Annotated in this window: 23 protein-coding genes; 16 read left to right on the top strand and 7 right to left on the bottom strand. The window is 35.1% G+C overall.

The features are described 5' to 3' along the window. Positions 1–59 precede the first annotated feature (59 nt). From OOL01_RS04710 to OOL01_RS04690, 5 genes are all read left to right on the top strand, one after another. Complete coding sequence (locus OOL01_RS04710) at positions 60–1,817, top strand: Rne/Rng family ribonuclease (protein WP_264686433.1); 1,758 nt, start codon at positions 60–62, stop codon at positions 1,815–1,817. A gap of 73 nt (positions 1,818–1,890) precedes the next feature. Beyond that, positions 1,891–3,813, top strand: a complete 1,923-nt coding sequence (gene dnaK, locus OOL01_RS04705) for a molecular chaperone DnaK (protein ID WP_264686432.1) — start codon at positions 1,891–1,893, stop codon at positions 3,811–3,813. A 72-nt stretch (positions 3,814–3,885) separates the two neighbouring features. Then, entirely contained in the window at positions 3,886–4,170 is a 285-nt protein-coding gene (locus OOL01_RS04700) for a BolA family protein (protein WP_039950480.1), read from the top strand. A gap of 7 nt (positions 4,171–4,177) precedes the next feature. After that, complete coding sequence (gene metC, locus OOL01_RS04695; RefSeq protein ID WP_264686431.1) at positions 4,178–5,410, top strand: cystathionine beta-lyase; 1,233 nt, start codon at positions 4,178–4,180, stop codon at positions 5,408–5,410. Beyond that, on the top strand, positions 5,379–6,941 hold the full coding sequence (locus OOL01_RS04690) for a Mur ligase family protein (protein WP_264687252.1): 1,563 nt from the start codon (positions 5,379–5,381) through the stop codon (positions 6,939–6,941). Before metC ends, OOL01_RS04690 begins: the two co-directional genes overlap by 32 nt. 367 nt (positions 6,942–7,308) lie before the next feature. Here OOL01_RS04690 and miaA read toward each other — a convergent pair whose 3' ends face one another. Further along, positions 7,309–8,193: a tRNA (adenosine(37)-N6)-dimethylallyltransferase MiaA gene (gene miaA / locus OOL01_RS04685; RefSeq protein ID WP_010407423.1), complete on the bottom strand. Its 885-nt coding sequence runs from the start codon at positions 8,191–8,193 to the stop codon at positions 7,309–7,311. Between the two features lie 75 nt (positions 8,194–8,268). Here miaA and OOL01_RS04680 point away from each other — a divergent pair, with 75 nt between their 5' ends. The 4 genes from OOL01_RS04680 to OOL01_RS04665 all read left to right on the top strand — a co-directional run bounded on the left by OOL01_RS04680 (position 8,269) and on the right by OOL01_RS04665 (position 10,368). Beyond that, complete coding sequence (locus tag OOL01_RS04680; RefSeq protein ID WP_264686430.1) at positions 8,269–8,739, top strand: hypothetical protein; 471 nt, start codon at positions 8,269–8,271, stop codon at positions 8,737–8,739. A 127-nt stretch (positions 8,740–8,866) separates the two neighbouring features. Further along, positions 8,867–9,526 (top strand): JAB domain-containing protein, encoded by a 660-nt coding sequence (locus tag OOL01_RS04675; protein WP_012673223.1) that lies wholly within the window; start codon positions 8,867–8,869, stop codon positions 9,524–9,526. Positions 9,527–9,629: 103 nt separating this feature from the next. After that, the gene (locus OOL01_RS04670; RefSeq protein WP_041582615.1) at positions 9,630–9,962 is read left to right on the top strand and encodes a helix-turn-helix domain-containing protein; all 333 of its coding nucleotides are present in this window, start codon (positions 9,630–9,632) and stop codon (positions 9,960–9,962) included. Positions 9,963–9,996: 34 nt separating this feature from the next. Beyond that, positions 9,997–10,368 (top strand): helix-turn-helix domain-containing protein, encoded by a 372-nt coding sequence (locus tag OOL01_RS04665; protein ID WP_041582616.1) that lies wholly within the window; start codon positions 9,997–9,999, stop codon positions 10,366–10,368. A 37-nt stretch (positions 10,369–10,405) separates the two neighbouring features. Here OOL01_RS04665 and OOL01_RS04660 read toward each other — a convergent pair whose 3' ends face one another. Both OOL01_RS04660 and topA read right to left on the bottom strand, forming a co-directional pair. After that, positions 10,406–11,644, bottom strand: coding sequence for an IS256 family transposase (locus tag OOL01_RS04660; RefSeq protein WP_264686429.1), 1,239 nt, complete (start codon positions 11,642–11,644; stop codon positions 10,406–10,408). Positions 11,645–11,920: 276 nt separating this feature from the next. Beyond that, on the bottom strand, positions 11,921–14,371 hold the full coding sequence (gene topA / locus OOL01_RS04655) for a type I DNA topoisomerase (protein ID WP_010404951.1): 2,451 nt from the start codon (positions 14,369–14,371) through the stop codon (positions 11,921–11,923). A gap of 735 nt (positions 14,372–15,106) precedes the next feature. Here topA and OOL01_RS04650 point away from each other — a divergent pair. Continuing rightward, positions 15,107–16,378, top strand: a complete 1,272-nt coding sequence (locus tag OOL01_RS04650) for an MFS transporter (protein WP_264686428.1) — start codon at positions 15,107–15,109, stop codon at positions 16,376–16,378. Between the two features lie 66 nt (positions 16,379–16,444). Then, positions 16,445–17,788, top strand: a complete 1,344-nt coding sequence (gene radA, locus OOL01_RS04645; RefSeq protein ID WP_052264751.1) for a DNA repair protein RadA — start codon at positions 16,445–16,447, stop codon at positions 17,786–17,788. A gap of 784 nt (positions 17,789–18,572) precedes the next feature. Here radA and ftsY read toward each other — a convergent pair. Next, the gene (ftsY, locus tag OOL01_RS04640) at positions 18,573–19,484 is read right to left on the bottom strand and encodes a signal recognition particle-docking protein FtsY (protein WP_264375488.1); all 912 of its coding nucleotides are present in this window, start codon (positions 19,482–19,484) and stop codon (positions 18,573–18,575) included. A gap of 177 nt (positions 19,485–19,661) precedes the next feature. Here ftsY and iscU point away from each other — a divergent pair, with 177 nt between their 5' ends. Genes iscU through OOL01_RS04620 form a run of 4 tightly spaced genes read left to right on the top strand, consistent with a single transcriptional unit; the run spans position 19,662 to position 22,767 of the window. Further along, positions 19,662–20,045 (top strand): Fe-S cluster assembly scaffold IscU, encoded by a 384-nt coding sequence (iscU, locus tag OOL01_RS04635; RefSeq protein WP_007302620.1) that lies wholly within the window; start codon positions 19,662–19,664, stop codon positions 20,043–20,045. A 5-nt stretch (positions 20,046–20,050) separates the two neighbouring features. Further along, the gene (locus tag OOL01_RS04630) at positions 20,051–20,437 is read left to right on the top strand and encodes a HesB/IscA family protein (protein WP_006012614.1); all 387 of its coding nucleotides are present in this window, start codon (positions 20,051–20,053) and stop codon (positions 20,435–20,437) included. Further along, the gene (locus OOL01_RS04625) at positions 20,430–20,888 is read left to right on the top strand and encodes an iron-sulfur cluster co-chaperone HscB C-terminal domain-containing protein (RefSeq protein WP_006012616.1); all 459 of its coding nucleotides are present in this window, start codon (positions 20,430–20,432) and stop codon (positions 20,886–20,888) included. The genes OOL01_RS04630 and OOL01_RS04625 overlap by 8 nt, the downstream gene beginning before the upstream one ends. Continuing rightward, positions 20,866–22,767 carry an Hsp70 family protein gene (locus OOL01_RS04620; RefSeq protein WP_264686427.1) on the top strand — a complete coding sequence of 634 codons (1,902 nt, stop codon included), beginning with the start codon at positions 20,866–20,868 and terminating at the stop codon, positions 22,765–22,767. Before OOL01_RS04625 ends, OOL01_RS04620 begins: the two co-directional genes overlap by 23 nt. A gap of 3 nt (positions 22,768–22,770) precedes the next feature. On the opposite strand, the gene lepB is transcribed toward OOL01_RS04620, so the two are convergent. Continuing rightward, positions 22,771–23,556 (bottom strand): signal peptidase I, encoded by a 786-nt coding sequence (lepB, locus tag OOL01_RS04615; protein WP_264686426.1) that lies wholly within the window; start codon positions 23,554–23,556, stop codon positions 22,771–22,773. A 199-nt stretch (positions 23,557–23,755) separates the two neighbouring features. Here lepB and OOL01_RS04610 point away from each other — a divergent pair, with 199 nt between their 5' ends. Continuing rightward, the gene (locus OOL01_RS04610; RefSeq protein WP_007302624.1) at positions 23,756–24,112 is read left to right on the top strand and encodes a TrbC/VirB2 family protein; all 357 of its coding nucleotides are present in this window, start codon (positions 23,756–23,758) and stop codon (positions 24,110–24,112) included. Positions 24,113–24,114: 2 nt separating this feature from the next. Here the strand turns inward: OOL01_RS04610 and OOL01_RS04605 are convergent, their stop codons facing one another. Both OOL01_RS04605 and OOL01_RS04600 read right to left on the bottom strand, forming a co-directional pair. Beyond that, positions 24,115–25,113 carry a pyruvate dehydrogenase complex E1 component subunit beta gene (locus OOL01_RS04605; RefSeq protein ID WP_264375491.1) on the bottom strand — a complete coding sequence of 333 codons (999 nt, stop codon included), beginning with the start codon at positions 25,111–25,113 and terminating at the stop codon, positions 24,115–24,117. 60 nt (positions 25,114–25,173) lie between these two features. Continuing rightward, positions 25,174–26,505, bottom strand: coding sequence for an ankyrin repeat domain-containing protein (locus tag OOL01_RS04600; protein WP_264682195.1), 1,332 nt, complete (start codon positions 26,503–26,505; stop codon positions 25,174–25,176). Positions 26,506–26,787: the final 282 nt, after the last annotated feature.

Here is a 26,787-nt window from a genome sequence, read left to right as displayed (position 1 = left end):
ATCAATAATATATTAAGTAGTATAAAAAGATTTCAGAATGAAAAGCAGACGGTAAATAAGTGGCGAGTGATGGCAAAAGGTTATTATTGATAGAAAGTACTACCTGTTCTAACGAGGTAAGGGTTGCCCTACTAGTTAATGGTAGGGTTGTAGAGTTTGAACAAGAATTCAAGGAAAAAAGACAATTAAGAGGTAATATATACGTTGCTTATGTAAAGCGTATAGAGCCTGCTTTGCAGGCCGTGTTCATTGAGTATGGAAAAAATAAGCAAGGTTTTTTGTCTTTTTCTGAGATATCTCTAAATTACTTTAATATTCCAGAAAAAGAGAAGGAAATTTTCCCTGACGAAGGCTATTCGAGCGGTGTGGACTGTTCAAATGATAATTGCACAGAAGAAGGCCTGGATTCTACAGCTAGTAATGAATCCAGCAGTGGTTTTGTGAGGGAGGTACCTTTACATAGAAAATATAAGTTACAAGATGTGATTTCAGTAAATCAAAAGTTATTGGTTCAATTAACTAAAGAAGAACGAGGAAATAAAGGAGCTTCATTTACAACATACGTAACTTTGGTCGGTAGATACTGTGTTTTCATGCCCAATTCAATAAGTAGGGGTGGAGTATCTCGCAGAATTGAAGATACCAACGTTAGAAAACAGTTAAAGGATATATTAAATTCAATAAATTTACCAAAAGGCTCAGGTTTAATAGTAAGAACTGTTGGTGCAGGAAAAAGTAAGAAAGAAATTGAGCAAGATTACGATAATTTGACCTTATTATGGCAAAATATCCAGCAAAACTTCTCTTCTTTAAATGTTCCATCATTAATTTACAACGAAGCAGATGTAGTTATGAGATCTGTACGTGACTTTTGTAGTAATGATACAGAAATTATAGTATCTGATAGAGAAGTTTGTGAAGCGGTAAGAAAATACACTAAAAATGTGTTACAAGGAAAATTACGTCCTAGATTATATAAAGGTTCTGTTCCAATCTTTACTTACTATCGAGTCGAAGATCAAATTTCTGAATTATATAGCAATAGAGTAGAATTACCATCTGGTGGGTCTTTGGTGATAACCTTAACTGAGGCATTTGTTTCAATAGACGTAAATTCAGGGAAAATGACAGGAGAAGATAACATAGAAGAAACAGCTTATAGAACTAATATGGAGGCATTATCTGAAATATCAAGGCAAGCGAATCTCAGGGGCTTATCAGGGTTAATAGTTGTTGATTTTATTGACATGTTGAAACTTGAGTATTGCAAAAATGTTGAATTTGCTATCAAGCAGGCGTTTAAAGATGATAGAGCTAAAGTTCAATTTAGCTTTATCAATGACTTTGGTTTAATGGTCTTTTCAAGACAAAGAATTAAACCAAATATACAGGAAATTAATACTACAGAGTGCTTACGCTGTAAAGGTATTGGAAGAGTGAAATCAAACGAAGTGGTTGTTGCATCGATACTAAGGGATTTGCAACATATTGCTAATAAAAATCAAAATAAGTCCTTTGATTTAATAGCACGCAGTGCAGTTATAGCGCACATTTTTAATAATAAGCGTGATATGGTTTCTACAATCGAAAAAGAGTTCAATATTACATTAAATGTTAGTATTGATAATAGTTTAGATGCAGATACATTTATTTTAAAGCAAGGAGACCATATTAATTTTAATGATTATAAGCCATTGCAGAATTCTGGATGTCAAATTGTGAATAGCAGGGATAAAGAGGCTGGTAGTTCAGATAAACTACCGGGCAACTTTTGGTTAACTAAATGGCTTTCGCGCCTTTTGGGCTCTAACAACTAAACGGGACTTGTAATTAACGAGTTTTATACTTATATATTTTACATCAGATAATATTTAAAAGGGAGTATTCATTATGGGAAGAGCGATAGGTATAGATCTTGGAACAACAAATTCTTGTGTTGCAATAATGCAAGGCAAGGATACAAAAGTAATTGAGAATAAAGAAGGAGCAAGAACTACTCCATCTATAGTTGCATTTACTTCATCTGGAGAAAGGTTGATTGGTGCTCCAGCAAAAAGGCAAGCAACTACCAATGCAAGTAATACTTTTTTTGCAACTAAGAGATTGATAGGTCGCCAATATAGCGATCCTGAAATGAAGAATCTAGGTGTACCGTATAAGGTATTTGCAGCAAAAAATGGTGATGCATGGGTTAAAACAACTGATAGTAAAGAATACTCTCCTAGTCAAATTGGTGCATTTATACTACAAAACCTGAAAGAAGCAGCTGAGGCTTATCTTGGGGAAGAAGTAAAGGATGCTGTGATAACAGTGCCGGCGTACTTCAATGATTCTCAACGTCAAGCAACAAAAGATGCAGGAAAAATTGCTGGATTAAATGTCCTCAGAATAATTAACGAACCAACTGCTGCAGCACTTGCTTATGGTCTTGATAAAAAGCACGGACACACAATAGTAGTGTATGATCTTGGTGGTGGTACATTTGATGTTTCAGTTCTTGAAATAGGTGACGGAGTTTTTGAAGTAAAGGCTACAAATGGTGATACTCACCTTGGAGGGGAAGACTTCGATAATGCAGTAGTAAATTATTTACTGGGTGAATTCAAGAAAAGTAATGGCATTGATTTGAAAAACGATCCAATGGCTATGCAAAGAATCAAAGAAGCTGCAGAAAAAGCAAAGGTAGAATTGTCAAGTGCAATGGAAACAGAAATAAATCTACCGTTTGTTACAGCTGATGCAAGTGGCCCAAAACACTTAAATATGAAGCTAACAAGAGCAAAGCTTGAAAGTTTAGTGAATGATTTAATTGAAAGGACTATAATTCCTTGCAAAAAAGCTCTTGAAGATGCTGGTTTGTCTGCTAGTCAAATTGGTGAAGTAGTTCTTGTTGGTGGCATGACTCGTATGCCAAAAGTCATAGAGAAAGTTAAAGAATTCTTTGGCAAAGATCCACATAGAGGAGTTAACCCTGATGAAGTTGTAGCAATTGGGGCTGCAATACAAGCAGGAATTATTCAAGGTGATGTAAGAGATGTGTTACTACTTGACGTAACTCCACTTTCTCTTGGTATTGAAACTCTAGGGGGAGTGTTCACTCCACTTATTGAACGTAATACTACTATTCCCACAAAAAAATCTCAGGTGTTTTCAACTGCAGAAGATAACCAAACAGCCGTTACAATTAAGGTACATCAAGGTGAAAGAAAATTGGCGGTTGATAATAAACTGCTTGGTCAGTTTAGTTTAGAAGGAATACCACCTGCTCCTCGCGGGGTTCCTCAAATTGAGGTGACATTTGATATAGATGCAAATGGAATAGCGCATGTTTCTGCAAAGGATAAAGCTACTGGAAAAGAGCAAAAAATACGTATTCAGTCTTCAGGTGGTTTATCGGAGGATGAAATAAATCGGATGGTGAGAGAAGCTGAGGAAAAAGCACAAGAAGATGAAAAGCGTAAGAAATTTATTGAAGTGAAGAATCAAGCGGATAGTTTAGTTCATTCTATAGAAAAATCTTTGACAGAATATGGTGATAAAATTTCTCCAGAAGATAAATCTGCTATTGAGAATGCAGTTAATGAATTAAAGGAAGTTAGTAAGTCTGATAATATTGATGATGCTGATTCAATACAACAGAAGGTTACTAATCTTTCTCAACTTTCTATGAAGCTTGGAGAAGCTATGTATCAAGCATCTCAGCAAAACAGTGCTGAAAATGGCTTTTCATCAGAAGGAAATCCAAATGATAAGGAAGAAAAAGTAGTAGATTCTGATTATCAAGACATAGATAATAAAGAAGAGAATAAGTAATTCGATTGTCATCCCAGTGCCCAGATACTGTGGGATGACAAGAGGAGCGTATTGTTGCTTAAAGGAACTATTGTGGATATTATTAAGACAATAGAAGAAAAATTACGCGATTCAATAGGTGTAATTGATATTAATATTATCGATGAATCAGCAAAGCATGCAGATCATTATTTTGCTTCTTCTTCGACACTACCTTCACATATCAAATTAGTATTAATATCTAACGACTTTTCTGGAATGAGCTCTTTAAAGAGGCATAAATTGATCTATGAATTATTAAAGAGTGAAATAGAGCGATTACATGCGATTTCTCTTCACTTGTATACGCAAAGCGAATACAATCTAAAAAATAAATAATAAAAATGTGAACGAAGAGTCTTTATTAGTTAAAGCAGGAAGAAAATTTAATGATTATAAAGGGTCGATGAACCCACCAGTTTATCATTCTTCTACTATATTATTTCCTACTTACAAGGACTACTTAAATGCAGCAAATGGAGAAAGTATATACGATGTAATCAATGATGGTGTTGCAAGGGATTACAGTTACAGTAATGTTGGTACGCCTACTGTTCATTATTTTTCAAATGCACTGGCTGAAATTGAGGGTAGGGGACAAGCACTCATCTACCCTTCTGGATTATTTGCACTTACTTTTGCTATTTTGACTTTCACTAAAGCAGGTTCACATGTCCTGATACAAGATAATAGTTATTATAGGCTAAAGAGATTTGCCGAAAATGAGCTACCAAAAAGAGGAGTAGAAGTAACTTTTTATAATCCGACACAGGATATAACTGATTTAGTTCAGAGTAATACTTCACTCATCATGATTGAGACTCCTGGTTCTATAACGTTTGAGATTTCAAATATAGAGCATATAGTAAAAGTTGCTAAAGCACGTGGAATCGTAACCGTTTGTGACAATTCATGGGCCACTCCTTTGTTTTTTAAGCCGCTTGATTATGGAATTGATGTTGCACTATACGCGGTGACAAAGTATCTAGCCGGTCACTCAGATCTAGTGATGGGAGCTATGGTTGCTGAAAGTAAAATTTTTAAATTGCTTTATGAGAGCTATAAAAATTATGGAGTCACCATTCAATCGCATGACTGTTACCTTGCACACAGGGGACTTAGAACACTGCAAACACGCATGAGGAAGCATCAAAGTACAGCAATGCAAGTGGCAAAGTGGCTGGAAAAACATCCAAAAATCAAAAAAGTCTTATACCCCGCACTCTTTTCCTATTCTCAGCATGATTTATGGAAAAGTTATTTCAAAGGGGCAAGTAGCGTATTTAGTATAGTACTCGATAGAGAATATTCATGTGAAGAACTAGGCTGCATGGTTGATCACATGAAAGTTTTCGGCATTGGTGCTTCTTGGGGAGGATGTGACAGTTTGATATTACCAGTAGACCATAGATCTATGTCAAGATCTGTAATGAATTCAGATTATGGTGGAAGTTTTGTGCGAATATTTTGCGGACTAGAAGATCCTGAAGATTTGATTTTTGACTTGAATACTGCATTAATAAGACTGCCATGTTCAAGTGTTAAAGATGATTGTGAGACTGAAAGAGCTACTGCATAACATTGTAAATGCTGACTTTGATATTGAAATCAAAGGCGTCACATGTAATCCTAAGAGAGTTAAAGAAGGTTACCTTTTTGTTTGTGTGTCAGAAAGGAGTAAAGAACACGTAACATGTCTTCCTAATGGATGTGTACACAACTGTGTAGACGTTGTAATACAAGGGGCCAAGAAAGATGTCATCCCAGTGCTCAGACACTGGGATCCAGAAAATTTAATTGTAAACAAGCATACTAGACAATTGTATAATGAAAACTGGATTCCAGTGTCCGCTACTCGAATGACAAGTACTCCAAGTTTTGCAGTGCTTTACCACTCGGACCCTCAAGGAATATACAGTGAAATAGTCAGCAGGTTTTATCAATTCAAACAACCTAAATATGTTGCTGCTGTAACTGGTACGAATGGTAAAACTTCAGTGGTGGAATTTTGTCGCCAGATTTGGCAAGATAATGTAGCGTCTATAGGAACACTGGGAACATGTGTCAATAATAATAGAAAAGATAATAGCCTTACAACGCCAAGTGCAGATGATCTTTATTCCACATTGCGTGACATAAATAATAAGAACGTAGAACACTTAGCATTAGAAGCTTCAAGCCATGGAATCGATCAATACAGAATCCATGGACTCAGGCTCAATGCTGCAGCTTTTACTAATTTTTCTCAAGATCATTTGGACTATCACAAAAGTATCGATGAGTATTTTGAGGCCAAGAAAAGGTTGTTTGATGAGGTATTGCCAAAAGAAAAAACAGCGATTTTAAATGCAGATATAGGCGAATATGGAGAGTTGCTCAACATAGCTGAAAAGCGTGGCAACAAAGTTATAACCTATGGAAAAAAAAACTCTGACATTACTTTATTAAAGCAGATACCCACTGCCAATGGTCAATACCTAACAATTCAAATCGGTGATGAAATTTATAACGCATTTTTTCCGATTTTTGGGCAATTTCAAGCATATAATTTGTTGTGTGCAATCGGTATAGTTATTTCATCTGGTATGGACTATCAAAGAATGTGTATAGATAAACTCGCTTCTCCACCTGGAAGAATGGAAAAAGTGAACACTTTTGCATTTGTCGATTACGCTCATACTCCAAGTGCACTCAAACAAGCTCTGTTGTCTTTAAAATGGCACTTCAATAAAAAGATAGTTCTGGTGTTCGGTTGTGGCGGGAATCGTGATCAAACAAAACGTGCAGAGATGGGTAAAATAGCACAAATGCTTGCAGGTAAAGTTATAGTCACAGATGACAATCCGCGTGATGAAGATCCGGGGAAAATTCGTCACGATATTTTGTTACATTGCCCTGATGCACTGGAGATAGGAGATAGAAAAAAAGCTATAGAGAAAGGTATAAATATAGCACATGATGAAAATATGATTCTGCTAGTTGCAGGAAAAGGACATGAAAGATTCCAAATAATAGAAGGCCAATCCCTTGAATTTAGTGATGTTGAAGTTATTAGAGAGGGCCAAAAATTTGCTACTGCTGTTTTGCTCTCTCCTTCATCCAACGCCTGAATGGCTTTTTTCCTTAAGTCATAACTTTACGCTGCTGGCATTTTTACCTTCTTGTTACACTAAATCACTATCTTATCTTGTTCCTACTATTATGAGAAGAGCTATACAAGGATATGAAAGTGGAGATTGTGGTTACAAGATTAGTGAGAGAATATAGAAAAATTGAGGATGAAATATTGCGTGATATAGTTCATTTAGTGATAAAGGCTCTTACAGGTATAGTAGCGCTTCATAAGTAAGAATATTTTTACAAAGAATTTAATAATCACAATTTAGGCAATGATGAAAGTTCTTTAAGAAAAAAGTTTAATACTATCAAGAAAAGTTTGCATAGGCATAGCAATATAATACATAATAATCAAAATATCTAAAATTCTGTCAATTTATTTGCACAGTCAATCACTTGAGAATTCGGAAATTGATTTTTAAACCAAGTGTACTGGCGTTTTGCATAATGCCTTGTGTTTGTTTGAGCAATCTGTATTGCTTCGTCTAAAGTAATCTCCCCTTTTAAGTATCTTATAATTTCTGGTACTCCATGTGCTTTCATAGCTGGCAAATGTGGAGATGGGTTCATGCTAAGTAGGTTTTTTACTTCATCAATTGCTCCATTTTCAACCATTTCAATAAAACGAGAATTTATTTTTCGGTATATATCCTCACGTTTAGGTAGAATTGTATATACCTTAAAATTATTGAACAAAGGAGGCTGTCTATTTTCTTGCCATACAAAGATTGTCTTGCCAGTTTCAGTGATAACTTCAAGTGCTCTTGAGAGGCGATGTGAGTCATTAATAAATATTTTACCTTGAATCCTTGGATCTTTGCTTAGCACTAATTTGTAGAATTCCTCTTTACTTAAATTTTTCCTAAGTTCATTTACGTTTTCTCTCACTTCCTGGCTTATTTGTGGAATCGATGATAATCCCTTGATTAAGCTGCTAATGTAAAGCCCACTTCCTCCAGTGATGATGGGTATTCGTGAATTTTTCAGCGCGTTGTTAACTTCCCTCTTTAAATCCTCTAGCCATAAACCTACGGAATAATTTTCTCTTGCTGAAACATAACCGTATAGCCTATAAAATTCTTTCTGCTTTGGTGGTTGAGCAGTAATTACGGGAATCTCTTTGTATACCTGCTTTGAGTCACAGTTTATTATGCTAATGTTTTTATACTTTTTTATCAAGTTATCGCATAATTCTGATTTACCTGAGGCTGTAATTCCTGTAATAATTACTATATTATCCTTCATTTATATTAATTTAACTAACCTATGATAGGGTGTAGTAAAAATTTGGATTCTACAATCTAAAATTTGGAGACTTTTATGGCAGAAAATGATAACGATAACTCGTTTACTAAGCGTTTTACAAATAGGACCTCTAATGAGACAAGAGGAGGTTTTTCCAGTAAGTATTCATCTCAAAATACCAAAGAACATGCACTAGGAGCAAAAGGAAAAATTTCTGAATTGGCAAACAAAAAAGCTGAAGCCAAGGAAGCTTTTTCTGAAAGTGGCGGCATAAAGAGTAAAAGCAGAACTATCAACGAAAGATCCTTTGCTGATGCAACAAGAAGAAGTAGATCAGATCTCATATATCTAGTTCGTGGTAAAGATCGAGGAAGATCAGCTTGGCACTATGTATTAGTTGATAAAGATAAAAGAGAAATGTTTCTGGCAAAAAGTAGAACTGGCTCTATAGATGTTGCAGATTATGGAGAGATTTTATATTCAGGATGGGGAGATGATCCACCACAGGAGATAGTCGATAAAATCAATGAGGAGTTCGGATTGTAGTAAATCTGTTGTAAAAGCAACAAGGACAACATTGCAAATTTAGAGTTCAAAAGGGTTATTCCTCGAGAACTACTGCGTCAGAAAGCTGGCGTTGAATTTGTATATAATGTTGACCTTGGAGGTTTTTATGAATAATAGTGAGAGAAAAGAAAAATTGGAAACTCGCATTTTATCAAGTAGAGGCAGGTCTTTACTTGACCATGAGCTACTGGAACGTACTCTATCTGAATGTGAAGAAGGAAGAGAAGTGGCCAAAAAGCTAATAGAGCTCTTTAGTAGTTTAGGAAGGGTAATTAACGCTGACTTTCATGAGCTAAAAAATGTTACAGGAATGAATGATGGAGCAATAGCAAGTATCTTTTGTCTGAAAGAGATTTTCGATAGGATACTGAAAGGTAAGTTAAAAAAGCTGTCGATTCTTGATAACAGAGAAGAGCTACTAAAATACTTTAAAACAGCAATAGGGCAGTCACGAAAGGAAAGCTTGCGAGTAATATACTTAGATCGAAGTGGTCATTTGATATACGAGTATATTCAAGACTGTGGAACTATAGACAGAGTACCTCTATATGTGAGAGAAATAATCAAACAGGGATTACTGATCGATGCATCATCTATTGCAATTTCACATAATCATCCAAGTGGAGATACAGAACCATCAAAGGAGGATGAGGATAACACACTTACATTAGCTGCAACCTGCGAAAATGTAGGAATGAAATTAATAGATCACATAATCGTAACACAGAAGAGCCACTTTAGTTTTTATGATAGTGGTTTATTGTAATCTGTAGACCGGAAGGAAAGTTCTCCAACTTTCCTTCTTTTTTTCTACTTCATAAATTAAAAAATTCAATATAAGCTTGAGCAGCTAAAATTAGTAATGAAAGGTGGAATTAGGCAAAAAAATAAAAGAACTTAGATTATACTGTGGTTTAACACAAACTGAGTTGGGAAAGAAAATAGGCGTTTCGTATAGACAAATACAAAGGTACGAAAATAGTTCAAACCAAATTTTGGCCAGTAGGCTATACGACTTAGCAAAAGCACTATCGATTAATGTGGCTGATTTTTTTACTGATGTGCATGTCGACTCACATGAAACTTATGATGAAGAAATACTAAAATTAGTCAAAGGATATAATGAAATTAAAAGCAAAAGGTTACGTAGCGTAGTTTATATATTGGTAAAATCTTTTTCTCAAAGTTACAATGAGAGTTAGTATTGCTTCAATACCTCAGTTAATATATTAATAAATGATTGTACAAGATGAACAACATCCTATTGATAAACAAATAGGTGAAAGAATAAGGAAGAGAAGGTTAATATGCGGTTTTAGCCAAAGAGACTTAGGAAAAAAGCTCGGAATTTCATTTCAGCATATACAAGGATATGAAACTGGAGAGGTAAGGCTTGTAATTGATAGATTGTATAATTTGGCAGAAGCTTTGTCCGTTGATATGTCATATTTTTTTACCAAAGCTTCTGAAGACTTACACGATAAGGCCTTTTGTAGCGATGTGGGTAGTGAAGAAATATCAAGGCTAGTGAGGGAATACAGGAAAATTAAGGATGAAACGTTGCGTGATATTGTGCATTCAGTGATAAAAGCGCTTGCCAATAAATAATATGGGAATGTTCAAAAAAGTGTGTCAAAGCGAATTTTTAGTTCAACTCAATTTTTAACCTATCAGGAAAAAAGATATCAAGTTGAGATATAGTTAGAGCCCAATTAGGCAAAGCCATAGCCCATTTTTGCTCTATCTTTTTTATAGCACAATATACCAATTTGTACAAGGCATTTGTACTGGTAAATGAACCTTTGGTTTTAGTAAATTTTCTGATTTGTCTGTGCAACCCCTCAATTGGATTGGTGGTATAAATTAGCCTTCTAACAGGGCCAGAATACTTAAAATAACTAGACAAATTTTCCCAATTGTTTTGCCACGATTTTATGACTAAAGGATATTTTTCACCCCATTTTTCCTCCAGTTCAAGTAAATAATTTTCGGCGATTTCTCTACTTGTAGCACGGTATATTTTTTTCAAATCATTCATAAAAACTTTTATATCTTTGCTGGATACGTATTTTAGTGAATTTCTTATTTGGTGCACAATGCATAACTGTACCTCAGCATTGGGAAATACGCTATTTATATCTGTAGGGAAGCTTTTCAGACCGTCAACACAAGCTATCAAAATGTCTTCTACTCCTCTCTCTTTTAAGTCATTTAATACGCCTAGCCAGAAGTTAGCTCCCTCACTTTCTGCTAAGTAAAAACCCAGTACTTCTTTTCTGCCATTTTGGTCTATTCCTAATATATTGTACATGCATTTACTTATGCAATGTCCATTCTCTTTGACCTTAAAAAACATCCCATCCATAAATACTATCGGGTATACTGATTGTAGGGGACGACTCCTCCATTCATTGATTATAGGCAGTAATTTATCTGTAATTCCAGATATCTCTGCTGCAGATATTTTATGGTCATAGATTTCTTCCACATAGGATGCTATATCCCTGTATCCCACACCGCTTGCAAACATGTTCAAGACCTTTGTTTCAAGTTCTGGATGTAAGCTTGTTTGCCTTTTTTTCACTATCTGTGGTTCGAAACTTCCCTCTCTATCTCTTGGTGTCAATAGTTCAAATGAACCTGCACTCGTCTTCAAAGTTTTGCCATTCTTTCCGTTTCTTCGATTCTTTTCTTCTCTTTCATTGGATAAATGATGCTCTATTTCACCTTCTAGACTTGCTTCCAGCAGCCTTTTTACAAATGGTGTTAATGCTCCATCTCTCCCCATCAATGGTTTACCTTCCCTTATTGATGACAGTATATTTGCTTCCAGCTCTTTGTAATCTACCAGGCCAGTCGTTCCATTTTCTATTTTGTAACTCATATATCAAACCTCTATTTTTTGTTTCTATTTTATTTTTATTTCTCGGTTTGACACACTTTTTTGAACATTCCCTTTTGCCAGCAAAGCTTAACTCTGATAGAGACTATTTTCCTGTTAGCACGTCTGCGTCACACGACTGTAGCTGCTAACCAGATGACAACTTTCTCGTTATCTGAATATTTTCTTTCTTGTAATTCAGGCTCTTTTTTTCTCAGTTCCAGCGTGTAGCGCTGGAACAACAATAAAGAACATATAAAGAATGGTTATGCAAGAAGTCTACTTTTTATTCTTAATTAACTCTAAAGCCTTCTTCAGATCTATACTTTCAATATCTGCATTCTTGCCCAAAGCAACGTTTGTTTTACCGCATTTTATATAGAATCCGTACCTACCGTTGCAGATAAAAACTTCTTTTCCCTTTTCATTAAAACCAAGAGATTTTAGCTCTTTGCGTGGGCTGCTCTCAATAATTTGTATAGCTTCGTTTAATTGTGTGTCTAATACCTCCTTAGAGCTTTTTTTAAGAGAAAAGTATCGACCATCATAGAGAATATAGTACCCAAATCGTCCAAGACCTATTTTTACTTCCTTTCCAGTTTCTGGGTGTTCTCCGATTATTTTCGGCAGGGAAAGTAATCGAGTGGCGGTATTTAGATCAATATCATTAACATTTATATCTTTTGGTACAGAAATCTTTTTTTTCTTTTCTGACTCACTATTAAACTCCAGATAAAGTCCAAAAGGACCTTTTTTGATCATTACCTCTTGGCCTGTCACATCATCTATACCCAAACTTTTTGGATATTCTGAATTGTCATTACTGCCCGTAATTTCTTTTGTATGATTGCATGCAGGATAGTTAGAACATCCAAGAAACACACCGGCTTTTCCAAAATTTAATTTCAATATACCACCAGAGCAATTAGGACATTTTTTACCTATTTCTTCCTTTCCTTCCTCTGAGCAAAACCAATTGACTACCAAATCATGAATACCACTAAAAATCTCATCATGTGTCATTTGCTTAACAGAATTTACATGATTAAAAAATGGCACCCAAAAATAGCCTAGTTCTTTTTTCCAATCTGCATGTCCATTTGAGATTGAATCAAGCCTTTCTTCCATTTGTGCTGTAAAGTCATACTCTACACAACGCTGAAAAAAAGTTTCCAAAAATATAGTCACGATCTTACCGCGGCTGCTTGGAATAAATCTTTTGTTATCCAATGAAACATATTCACGATCTTGTAATACCGAAATAATTGTTGCATAAGTTGATGGGCGACCTATACCGACTTCTTCCATTTTTTTTACTATACTCGCTTCACTATAACGAGGTGGCGGTTGAGTAAAATGCTGTTTCGGATCAACAGAAATCAACTTGCACGCTTCCTCTTCCTTCATGGCAGGTAGCAGGCCTTCATTTTCGGCTTCTATGTTATCTTGATAGACTTTATAAAAACCATCAAAGAATATACTTGATCCACTTGCTCGCAGAATCACTTTCTGGTCAATAGAACTAATTTCAACTACCACTTGATCAAGAATCGCCGATTCCATTTGACTTGCAATGGTTCTTTTCCAGATTAAATCGTACAATTTAAATTGCTCTGGCGTTAAGTAATCCTTAATACTACCCGGTGTTCTATTAATATCAGTTGGCCGGATTGCTTCATGTGCTTCTTGAGCATTTTTGACCTTTTTTACATATTTACGAGGAGAATGCGGTAAATATTTATCACCATATAATGACTTAATTGATCCCCTGATTGAGTTTATAGCCTCATCTGCAATATGAAACCCATCTGTACGCATGTAAGTTATCAACCCTACGGTTTCACCACCAATATTGATACCTTCATATAAATTTTGCGCTACTCGCATAACATTTTTCACATTAAAATACAGTTTATTCACTGCATCTTGCTGAAGACTTGAGGTGATAAATGGAGGAAGCGGGTTTCTCTTAACTTGCTTGCGTTCTACTGTGCTTACAGCATACTGCCTTGACTCGATCTCCCTGACTAAGTTCTTTGCCTCTTCTTCATTCTTAATATCAAATTTTTCTAGCTTTTTATTGTCATAGTGGCTTAGCATAGCAAAAAAAGCCTCATCTTTGCTATTTTGCATTTCTGCCTTTATGCTCCAATACTCCTGTGTTATAAACTTACTGATTTCATCCTCTCGTTCGCATATAAGCTTTAATGCAACAGACTGCACTCGCCCTGCAGATTTGCTTCCCGACAATTTTGTCCACAGCAGCGGTGACAAGCTAAATCCAACTAGATAATCCAAAGCTCTGCGTGCTTGCTGTGCACGCACTAAGTCCATATTAATTTCACGTGGATTTTTTATAGCTTCTTGCACTGCTCTTTTTGTTATTTCGTTAAAGACTACTCTATGAATGTTGCTTTCATCATTGATTGCTTTTCTTTCCTTTAGTGCCTCTATCACATTCCAAGCTATTGCTTCCCCTTCTCTGTCTGGATCTGTTGCAAGGTATATATCTGATGTTTTACTAGCTTCCTTGACTAACTCTTTTACATACTTTTCTGCTTTTTCAATAATCTCATACTTCATGGCAAAGTCATTATCAGGATCAACAGAACCATTCTTCGCTGGCAGATCTCTGACGTGGCCAAAGGATGCAGCCACTTTAAATTCTTTACTCAAATATTTACCTATCGTCTTTGCCTTTGCCGGCGACTCAACTATCAATAATGCCATAATTATTAGTACTTAAAGGTAATATGTTGAAATATATAGAATAAAAAGTAAAAAAATATTTTAATGGTCTTCTCAGTTTTTTAAGTGAATTGTTTTAATGTTAGCAAAAAACCTAATGAAAGAGCCTACTTTACAAATTTTCCCAACTCCCTTACCATAAGGATAACGCTATACTATTTATCTTCGTCTGTGGAGATTAAACGACAAAAGCATAACGCAGTTGTCGTCTTATTTTTAATTTTTTGCACTATGTGCATCTTATTTCTTTACAAAACTTCCAGTTTTTTAACCATATAAGCTGAAACGGTCTGTTTAAGACAGGCCAATTTTCAGGATTAGAGCTAGCTAATAGGGGGTTTCTTTTGTCTTTTTTCTACTTGGTAAATTTCTTGATATTTGTAGCTAAAGTAATTTAAGAGAGGTGTCATCCCAGTGCTCCGACACTGGGATCCAGTTAAATTTACGAGTATAAAAGTAATCAACGTTTCTGATGATGGAAAAATGGATCCCAGTGTCGGAGCACTGGGATGACAAGAAAAGGAGTACTGGAATGACAAGAAGGACATTCCACCATGTCATTCCAGCGGATGACCAGATTTTTTTATTTGATCCCAGACTGGCTGGTTATGCAAGTTCCAATTTTAATAATATTTACATATAAGCCATACGCTTGAGTTGCAAAGTTCTAAAAAGCAGCCAAAATAAAAATAAGTAGACATTTACAAATTAAACTAAGTGTACAATCAACAAACAAGAGTATTGATTGCAACAATACTCTGTAGAATCGCAATATGGTATGACCATATGCTCTTTATTGATCTGGTTAATATAATTAGTAGAGAATTTTGTTATGCAAAAGATATCTACTACAGCATATTGCAATTGTTTGGAATTGCAGGACTGGGCGCTATGGTAAGACCACTTGGTGCATTCGTATTTGGTCACATTGGTGATAGGTATGGAAGGAGAATGGCGTTAACGATTGCTATCTTGCTAATATCGATTCCTTCTAGTCTCGTTGCGTTTATTCCAAGTTATAGTAAAATAGGAATAACCTCTACTATGTTGCTTCTTACAATCCATCTGATACAAGGGGTTGCACTTGGCGCTGAGCAAGGAGGTAGCTCTGTTTATCTCATAGAGCATTTACCTAATAAGAAAAAACTAGGAATGTTTTTTGGAATAATAAGTTTTGGTCGCTCTATTGGCATATTGCTCTCTGTGGTTGCAGTGATCATTTGTAAAAAAACCACTGATTTTAACGCTTGGGGTTGGAGGCTGCCGTTTATTTTTTCAGCCATTTTAGGATTAATAAGCGCATATAGTATATATACACTAGGAGAAACTCCAGCGTATGAAAAAAATCGAGAACAAAGAAATTTACCTAATGTACCAATAATAGAGCTTACAAAACGCTATAAAAGAGCCCTGATACTTGCCATTTTAATATCTGTACCTGTTAATGTTGCTGTTGGATTTACCATATTTCTTAGAACAATTGCAAAAGAAATAGTGTCTGTTGAAACTTATGTAACAACGTATGTCAACGAAGTTGTACTCATTATAACCAGTATATTAATGCCGATATCTTCAATAGTGCTTGGAATTTTAGCTGATAAAACAGGAAGAGAACGCACTGCAATCTTATTTATAGTGATAACAATGGTAATATGTTGTCCTATGTTATCTATTGCATATTACTATAAAAGCTACCTAATAATTATGTTGAGTGTGATGGCTCTTTCTATAATCGAGAGGGGTATTAATCCTATAGGGATAGTTACTGCTGAGCTTTTTCCTACTAATGTTAGATTTAGTGGTGTGAGTTTATCACGTAACATTTCTTATGCCCTGCATGGTGGATTTACTCCTATGATATGCACTTGGTTTACTATAATGTTTCCTAAAATAGACTTTGCTGCTGGGCTTTATGTAATTTTTTGCTTATTAGTCAGCTTAGTAGCAATATTGCAAATAAAACCACAAGATAAAAAGTGTGATTGGTAATTTTCTCTATTTAAATTTATTTCACTTATTTAGCTAATTTTTATTACAATTATAATTTTGGCTTTTATGAAAACTGCATACGTATGTCAATTCTGCGGTCATAGCACTGGAAGGTGGGTAGGAAGGTGTATTGCATGTGACAGTTGGGATACGGTTGTCGAAGAAATAGTACTAAAAACAGAAACGAGAAGTACATCTGCACCAATTTCAATAAAAGCGTTATCAGATAGTGAAATTATTACCCCCGATCGTTTTTTAACAGGAATAGAAGAGTTAGATAGAGTTTTTGGTGGAGGTATCGTTCAAGGTGCTAGCATTTTAATTGGTGGTGAACCTGGAATTGGAAAATCTACTCTTTTGCTTAGGATTGCAGCTAATGTTGTACAACTTTCCTCTTTTGAATGTCTTTATGTATCTGGCGAGGAATCTTTAGAGCAAGTGAGCCTCAGAGCAAAGCGTCTTAAGATAAATGAACCTAAAATTAAGCTTTTATCTACAGTATCTTTAACTGATGTAGTAGCAACAATAAGGAAAAATAAAAGTATTAAGTTCTTGATAATTGATTCTATACAAACTATGTATGATAGCAAAGTCACATCAGCACCAGGAACTGTAACTCAAGTCCGTACCTGCGCTCATGAATTGACTGTTCTTGCAAAGCAATATGGTGTTTCTCTCTTAATAGTTGGCCATATAACGAAAGATGGACAAATAGCGGGACCTAAAACCCTGGAGCATATGGTAGATACAGTACTATATTTTGAGGGTGAAAATAGTAATCAATATCGCATTTTACGTACTATTAAAAATAGATTTGGCCCTGCAAATGAAATTGGTGTTTTTGAGATGTCTAAAGCAGGACTCATGCCTGTTGATAATCCATCATCATTATTCTTGACCGTACATGATAGAGAAGTAGTTGGCAGCGCCGTATTTGCAGGAGTTGAAGGCTCAAGACCAATCTTAATGGAAGTGCAAGCATTAATAGCAAGGACTAATATGGCAACTCCAAGAAGAGCAGTAGTTGGTTGGGATATTAATAGATTAGCTATGATAATCGCGGTTCTAAGTGCTCGTTGTAAAATGTTTTTGCATGATAAAGAAGTATACCTAAACATTGCAGGAGGACTCAAAATACAGGAACCATCAGCTGATCTTGCTGTTGCTGCTTCTCTTATTTCAAGTTTAGTAAATTTACCGCTACCAACTTCTTCAATAATCTGCGGTGAGGTTGCACTTTCAGGAGAAATTAGAAATGTTTCGCATGCTGATCTCAGACTAAGGGAAGCACAAAAGTTAGGATTTAAAAAAGCGATTATGCCTAAAAATGGCAATTATTCTTCTCATGATATTGAGATAATTAAGCTTGGTCATATAAAAGAGTTAAAAGAGATCTTCAATCACAGTTAAATATTATCTGCATGAACATTTTGCTTGTGGGAAGGATGTTATCCCAGCTTCCATAATGTCATCTGAGTAGGTGACACTGGCTTCTTTTTTTACTGTTTTTACTGTAATTAAAAATTCATTGGATCTTGATTATATATTTCCTCTGCTATAAGCAATAATTTTTCGCTCTCATCAAAGAGACTTTTTGCTCTAGCTGCTAATTTCTCACTAATTTGTGGTAGACATTGTCATAATATACTCCTTAAATTTTTAAAATATATTTATGTTAGTATACAAGTATCAATATTACATTAATATAATAACTTTTTAAGCATGAGTGACAAGCTGAAGTGGTTTTTAATTACTCAAAAAACAGAAACGTTTCTATTTCCTACACTTTCTAAAACCATAGGTACCAGTTGGTTTTTAGCTAAAGTAAAGGTCAAGTATCTGGAATTCTGGACATAAAATCCTCCTGTATAAAAAAGAGTTAGAAAAAAATGCAGTGCACATACGACAGATATACACTGAAGAATACATTTTTTAATAAGTTTGATTAAAAAGTCTGCAGACTAAAGATAGATTTTGAGCTCTTAAAATATCTCTATTTGTAATTATAATGAGATTGAAAATATGCGGAAGTAATTTTTATACGTTAACGGCTCACCCAACCCACTTGCAATCTGGATCCCAGACTGGGATGACAAGAAAAGGCTACTCAAATAGGAAGTACTGGAATGATACCATCTAAAAACGGCTTCTCATGATAATTAAGCTTGGTCATATGAGAAAATTAAAGAGATCTTCAATCAGATTTAAACAGCGCTTCAGCAAACTCTTTGCCAGTAAATTCCCTCAGGTCTTCTATACTTTCACCAATTCCTATAGCGTGTAATTTCACCTTATAAGCTTCTGCAAGCCCAATCACTACTCCACCTTTGGCAGTACCATCTAGCTTTGTTACAATTAACCCGGTAACACCAACCATTTTACTAAAGGCCTCTAATTGGCTATAAGCATTTTGGCCAGTAGTTGCATCAAGAACTAAAATAACATCATGAGGAGCAGTATCATCCAATTTCTTTATCGTTCTATGTATTTTTGACAGCTCTTGCATGAGATTTACATTGTTTTGTAGCCTTCCCGCTGTATCAATCAAAACAACATCAACGCTATCTTTTATCGCTTGATTTACAGCTCTATATGCCACACTTGCAGAATCGCTACCGTGCTCTCCAGTAACAATAGAGCAATCAGAACGTTCTGCCCAAATATTTAATTGCTCACTCGCAGCAGCTCTGAATGTGTCGCACGCAACAAGCATAACGGATTTTCCTTTTTCCTTATATTTATAGGCAAGTTTACCTATAGTTGTAGTTTTTCCATTACCATTCACTCCGCATACCATTATTATGTGTGGTTTTTTATTCAAAATGAGCGGCTGCACAACAGGGTTTAATATTGTTTCTATTTCGCTCATTAACTGCTGTGTGATAATGTTATGTTCAACTTCTGATTCAAATTTGATACTTGCGAGCTTATCAATAAGCAATCTAGAAGTTTTATGACCTATGTCCATGCTGATCAGCAGCTCTTCCAGATCATCTAAAAGCGACTGATCTAATTTTTTTTTGCCAGAAAAAATATTTTTTACTCCATCACTAAAACGGGAGGAGGTTTTTAATAGTCCTTGATAAAGATTACTTAATAAACTCAAGAAATACTCCTTCTAAAATTACCATATAAAGAATGACATGCACTATATGTATTTGTAAAGTAAATACACTAGTAACCTATATATTTTGTGAGTAAAATGTACCGCTTGCTAGTGTATTTTACTTTAGTTTTTAACCTAAATATGTTATAATGTAAGTAATGGTTTACGGGTAGTTCTATGAGTTATAATGAGAAAATTTTAGATCATTACGAAAATCCAAGGAATGTTGGTTCTCTGGATAAAAATGATCCAAATGTTGGTACTGGTTTAGTTGGTGCACCATCATGCGGAGATGTAATGAAACTGCAAATAAAGGTCAACGATAAAGGTGTTATTGAAGACGCAAAATTTAAAACTTTTGGTTGTGGTTCTGCTATAGCTTCAAGTTCTTTGCTTACAGAAATGATCAAAGGAAAAACTATTGAGAATGTAACAAAGATAAAGAATACTCAAATAGTGGAAGAATTGTCTTTGCCGCCAGTAAAGATACACTGTTCAGTACTTGCTGAGGATGCTATAAAAGCTGCTATTCATGATTATCAAAATAAACAAAAACATTGAGGAATATGAGTGAATTTCAAGGAGTAAATTCTGTTAAAAAACCTATCACTCTAACTGCAAATGCAGTAGAGAGGGTAAGGTTTTTATTGGACAAAAAGAAGCATGCTAACCTTGAAGAAGCAATAGGAATAAGAGTTCTAATTAAGCAAAAAGGATGCTCTGGTTTAAAATATGATATTGAATATGCATATGATGTTCGTCCTTTGGAGTCGGTAATTGAAGAAAGCTGCAGTGATGATCAAAAAGTCAAGGTGCTGATCGATCCAAAATCTATCATGTTTATCCTTGGCTCTGAAATGGATTATGTAGAGGAAAAATTCTCATCAGGTTTTATTTTCAAAAATCCTAATGAGAAAGGAAAATGTGGTTGTGGAGAGAGTTTTCATGTCTAGCAACCATTTCACATTATTTGGAATTGAACCGGCTTTTAACATCAGCTTTGATGAGCTGGAGAAAAAATATATTGAGCTAAGCAAAACTGATATAAATGAAAGAGAGTCCAAAAATATGGAAAATATCAACAAAGCTTATCAGGTACTGAAGTCACCGCTAAAGCGTGCCGAACATTTGTTGGATCTTTTTGACGTACAAAGCAAAAAAGAGCATCTTGATCCTGAAATATTAAATGAATCAATGGAAATAAGAGAATACTTTCTAGACTGCGATGATTTACAATTTGCAAGTAGGATGATTGATGAAAAGGTAAAAGATTGTACTAAAAACCTAATTAATGCTTTTGCTACAAAAAATTTTGATGAAGCTGCTACGCAAGTTTTTAGATTGAGATATTTATATAAGTCATTTGAGGAGATAAAGGAAAATGCGGCCAGTTCAAATTTCTGAACCAAGTTCAAATGAGGTAGTTTTTGGTATAGATCTTGGAACTACTAACTCTTTAATTGCCATGGTAAATAAAGCTGGCAATGTAGAAATATTTAAAGATGAGCAAGGTCGTGAACTATTACCTTCTGTCATTTCATATGAAAAGGATGTACTAAAAGTAGGCTACGATGTTGGCGAAAACGCTATCTGCTCTATAAAACGCTTAATGGGTAAAAGTGTTAAAGACTTGCATAAAGAAGGTATCAATTGTGAAATAGATAACGAAAGTGAAAAAGTTATTAGGGTAAAATGCTCAGAAGAAAAGTATCTCACTCCTATTGAGATCTCTGCTGAGATACTAAAAACTCTATGCAAGAGGGTAAAAAAATTCACAGGGATGAAAGTTAACAAAGCAGTGATTACTGTACCAGCTTATTTTGATGATTCAGCACGTAACGCAACCAAATATGCAGCAAAATTAGCTGGCATAGATGTTCTTCGCCTCATTAATGAACCAACCGCTGCAGCACTTTCTTACTCCATTGGAAAGAACAATAACAGTGGCATATATGCAGTTTATGACCTCGGTGGTGGAACATTTGACATTTCAATATTAAAATTACATCAAGGAGTGTTTCAAGTTCTTGCAGTTGGTGGTGATACTAAACTTGGTGGTGATGATTTTGATCATCTACTTAGTTTAATCGTGCTTGAAAAGTATAGAGAACAGGTAGGTTTAAATAAAAAATGCTCTAGTGTCATCCCAGTGCTCCGACACTGGGATCCAGAAAGTTTGATTGCAAGTGAACACACCAGAAAGTTATATAATAAGAACTGGATTCCAGTGTCAAGCACTGGAATGACACCATCTGATACAACTACCTACAAATTACAACATTCATACACTAAAACTGGTATCTGCAATATACGTGCTATAAAAGAGTACCTAAGTGAAGATACCTCTGGCACTTTTGAATTCAGCATCAATGGTGAATTATTTAAGTGCAAAATTACCAAAGAAGAATTCGAGCAAGCAATCAGTCCTTTGGTTAATAAGACTATAAATATAGTTACTCGTACTATAAGCAACATAGATCTTAAAATCGATGATATAAAAGGGGTAATTTTAGTTGGTGGCGCAACTAGAGTGCCATTAGTGCAAAATTCACTAATCAAACTCTTTGGCAATAAAGTGCTGAATGATGTGGATCCGGACAAAGCAGTTGCCAATGGGGCAGCTTTGCAGGCTCATTATTTAACTTCAAACTCAAAAGATAGGAATATTCTCCTTGATGTGCTGCCTTTATCACTTGGCATAGAAACTATGGGGGGAATAGTTGAAAAAATTATACCAAGAAATACACCACTACCAGTTTCAGAAATAAAAGAGTTTACAACTTACGCTAACGGGCAAACAGCAATGAAAATTCACGTTTGTCAAGGAGAACGTGAAATGATAAAAGATAATAAATCTCTAGCACGATTTGAACTCAAAGGTATACCACAATTGCCTGCAGGTTCTGCAAAAGTTGAAATAGGATTTACAGTTAGCATTGATGGAATATTGACTGTCACTGCAAGAGAAAAAACTACTGGAGTCGAACAGACAGTTGAAATAAATTCAAGCTCTGGCTTAAGTGAAGAAGATATTCAAGATATGGTCAATCAGTCAGTAAGTAACTTTGATGAAGACATGAAGGCTCGTTCCCTTGCAGAGGCTAAAATTAACGGTAACAAGCTCATACATCTAGTTGAAAATGTTTCCACTGAGCAAAAGTTAAAAATTTTACTACAGAACGCAAAAGACGCTTTACAGGAAAATGACTTAGACAACATTAATAATGCTATCTCTGAGTTAGAAAACTCTGCTTTAGAATTATGCGAATCAGCAGACAGATAGAGTTCATAAAACTTTGTGAAGTACCCTGTCAAATCTCAGAGCAATAGGTAACCTAAAATCAAACGGCAACCAATCAACTTTGCCTAATTTAAACGATAAACCAACCATGCTTACGCGCCCAACTATATTTTCAGTTGGTATTAACCCAATTTCAGAAAACCTGCTATCAAAAGAATTATTTCTATTGTCTCCCATAACAAAAAATTGATCATCAGGCACATAATAAACTGGAGTATTGTATGATAACTTATTAGAAAGATTATCTATTAGAATTTCATGCTCCTTGCCGCTCGGGAGTGTTTCGATGTATCTTGCTATATTACGCTTTGACTCATAATCAAAAAAATTTTCAATTTGTCTTCGCTTTACTTTCTGATCATTTAAATATAACTCCCCCTCTATCATTTGCACTTTATCGCCCGGTATTCCTATTACCCGCTTAACAAATCTAATGCTGTCATTTCTTGTAGGCTTGAAAACTATTATATCACCACGCTCCGGAGGGGTATAAAAGATTCTACCGCTAAAGATGTTTGGAGAAAATGGAAAAGAGTGTTTACTATAACCATATGAATATTTACTAGTAAAAATATAATCTCCCTCAAGTAGAGTGCTTTTCATTGAACCAGAAGGAATATGAAATGGCTCAAATAAAAAACTACGTATTGATAGCGCAATTAGTAGCAAAAAAAACAGTGAAGATAAAAACTTTCTCGTTCTTGCTATCCGGTTCTCTCTCAATTCTTTCAATTTTATTTTCTTTGTAAATTTAAGCTTATCATAACACATAAAAGTGGTAATGTGAAATTTTACTCATGGGTGTTATTGCTCTTTTTCGAAAGTCGAAATAAGCTCTCAAGTAATTGACAGTGATTGATAACCAATAGACATCATTTGCTATGCAATATTGTATAAATCACAATGCTAGTTTTACTGAAAATTATACTATTTTAGATATAATTATAATATTTAAACTTAAGGTATAGGGATGAACCCTACAATTAGAAAGGTTTTTTGTATTCTACTTATAGTATTATTTATTTCTTTTTCTCATGTTGGAAGTGCTGCTAACTCTAATGACGATACAACTGCTCAAGTAATATGTAATATTATTGGCTACGTTTGGGGAATAGGTGGACCGCTTATGACCGTAGTGATAATAGGAGCAGCTTTACTTGCAATATTTGGTAGAATGCCGTGGCCTGCTCTTTTCGCCCTCGGTGTATTTTGCGCTGTGTTTTTTGGCGCTAAAACTATTGTCATAAAAGTAATGGGTGGTATAAACTCTACAAATGCCTCTTTTATGGAAGAATGTGGAACGGGAGATAAAAAAAAGAGTCAATAGGACTATTTCTTTCTAAAGCAGACTTGGTGCACAGCTTCAACTATATCTTCCACTTGTGGTAATGCTTTCTTTTCTAGGTTTGCAGCATAAGGTAAGGGGACATCCTTGCCGGTTACCCGTACAACCGGAGCGTCAAGGTAGTCAAATCCTTGTTCCATAACCATGGCTGAGAGTTCTGCTCCTATTCCTGCAAATGGCCAACCCTCTTCTATGCTTACTAATCTATTGGTCTTCTTAATAGAGTTAATAACTGTTTCAGTGTCAAGTGGTCTTAAGGTTCTGAGGTCGATAACTTCAGCTTCTATTCCTTCACTAGAGAGTAAATCTGCTGCATTTAACGCATCCATTAGTTTCAATGAAAAAGCAGTGATAGTTACATCCTTTCCTTCCCGTATAACAGCAGCTTTGCCTATCTCAAGTAGATAATCTTTGTTTGATAGCTCAGAGTCAGGAACTTCATGCTCATGTCCATAAGCGATCTCGTTTTCTAGAAATATTACCGGATTAGGGTCACGAATTGCAGCTTTAAGCAGACCTCTGCAATCGGAGGCAAAGTAAGGTGCTATTACTTTCAACCCTGGAACATGCGAATACCAAGATGCAAAGCACTGAGAATGTTGTGCTGCAACTCTTGCTGCAGCACCATTTGGTCCACGAAATACTATAGGGCATCCAAGTTGTCCACCCGACATATAATTTGTTTTTGCTGCGGAATTCACAATTTGGTCGATAGCCTGCATAGAAAAATTAAAAGTCATAAACTCGACTATTGGCCTCAGTCCAGCAAATGCTGCTCCAACAGCAAGACCAGCAAATCCATGTTCAGTAATGGGTGTATCAACTACCCTATTTTCTCCAAACTCTTTCAGTAATCCTTTCGTTACTTTATAAGCACCATCATACTCTGCAACTTCTTCACCCATGATAAATATATCAGGGTCATTTTGCATTTCTTCTCTGATCGCTGTGCATAAAGCTTCTCTTACACTTAAGATTGCCATTTGTAAACCTGTAGATTTCAACTGAAATAACTATATCAAAATTACCAGGAAGCGCACAAGTTAAGTTTTACAAGCATCATGTTGCATTGAGCATTGAATACTTACTTCTTTTAATTCAGTAGGTTGCGGTGATAGTGCGTATGTAACTCCACCGACTATCAATGAAGACATCACAGAAGTTGCAATCATCAATAGAATTGGTAATTGGAAGGCTATACTAAAGGCAACACCTACTGTCAACATGATTGCAAAGTTTACAGAAGCAATTTTTAAGAAAGACAGTTGTCTTTTTTCTGTTTTTTCTAGTAATACTTTATTTGCTTTGGTTTTGCTTAATTCACTATTAAGTGTTGTATTCTCGTTTTCCAGATCTTTTATTTTTTGCTTTAGTGATTGATTCTCTTTACTGAGCTTATCAACTATTTCTAACCGAGTCTCATGTCCAGCTACGTCACTCTTTGATTTTTCTAGTTCTTTCTCAACATGTTTTAATTCTTTACCTGGCTTTTCTAACTTCCGAATTTGGCTATCTTTCAACTGAACTTGAGTTTGCAGGCTTTCTAAAGTTTGGTTATCAACTTCATTAGCTGCCCCGTCGTAATTTATTTCGGAGTAGGAAGAAGTATCAAACGTAGTTTCAAGTGCTAAACCGTTGTCGTCACTACTAACGCTTTCACCAATAGGAGTCTGTTTACCACTATATGTAACACTTCCTCTTTGTGGTGACTCAAATTTTTCTACCATATTCTTAACACCAGCATGTAAGTATTGCTCACTTACTATACTGTCACTACTTTCGCACGTAACAGGAGCCTGTGCACCACTACGTATGGTATTGTATTGTTTCACAGAATTTATAACATCTGCTGATACATCAGTTTTTTTCTCATGCTTTGTATAAAAATTTTGTTCTGCTTTCTTTAACATTTCCTCTATAGCTTCTTTATTCTCTGTATTACCAACTATCTCTCTTGGAGTCTTATTTTTGCTTTTTAATGAAGGATTGACTCGATTGTCATTTAGTAACCGTTTTACCATGTCTTTATGTCCACAAGAAGCAGCAATATGCAAAGCAGTTAGCCCATCATTTTTAGAGCCATCTTTTACTCGAGCGCTAACACTTGCTTTCTTTTTTAGTAAAAGTTCCACTATTAACATATTGTTGCATGCTGTAGCAAGATGTAACAACGTCCAATCTTCTGCAGCTTCTTCTAAAATTTTTATACTAAATTGATGTTCTTTACTAAAATTTTTACTAAACTTGTTGTACTCTCCTGCATCTTTTCCTTTTAACTCATTCTTTATTCTTTCAAGTAAATTATCTTCATCCAAACCTCCACTTTTACTTACCTCATTTATTATTTCAAAAAACTTCTCCTTCTCTATTGCCACAACCTTTCCCTCTCAATTTATTTTTATCACTGCATAATCTCACAAAAAAGTTAAATTTATCAAAATTCTATATTTTATATAAAATAAAATTTCCTGTTTCCAAAAATTGATAAGCATGTTTTTGATGAGATTGTAGAAAACATACTTTTATGACACCATTTGTTGTACGAACTAACTTGGCGAAAACAGATGTTCATATAGTTGTGTGGCAAAATGTTTTGCACTAGTTATGCTACTTTGTTTTCCATAACAGTTAAAAAAATTAGTAGCAAGTTGTTGTGA

It is taken from the genome of Wolbachia endosymbiont (group B) of Rhopobota naevana (assembly GCF_947250615.1).
Taxonomy (GTDB): Bacteria; Pseudomonadota; Alphaproteobacteria; order Rickettsiales; family Anaplasmataceae; genus Wolbachia.
The sequence above is the reverse complement of the archived record's forward strand: the minus strand, read 5'-3'. Positions and strand labels throughout refer to the sequence as shown.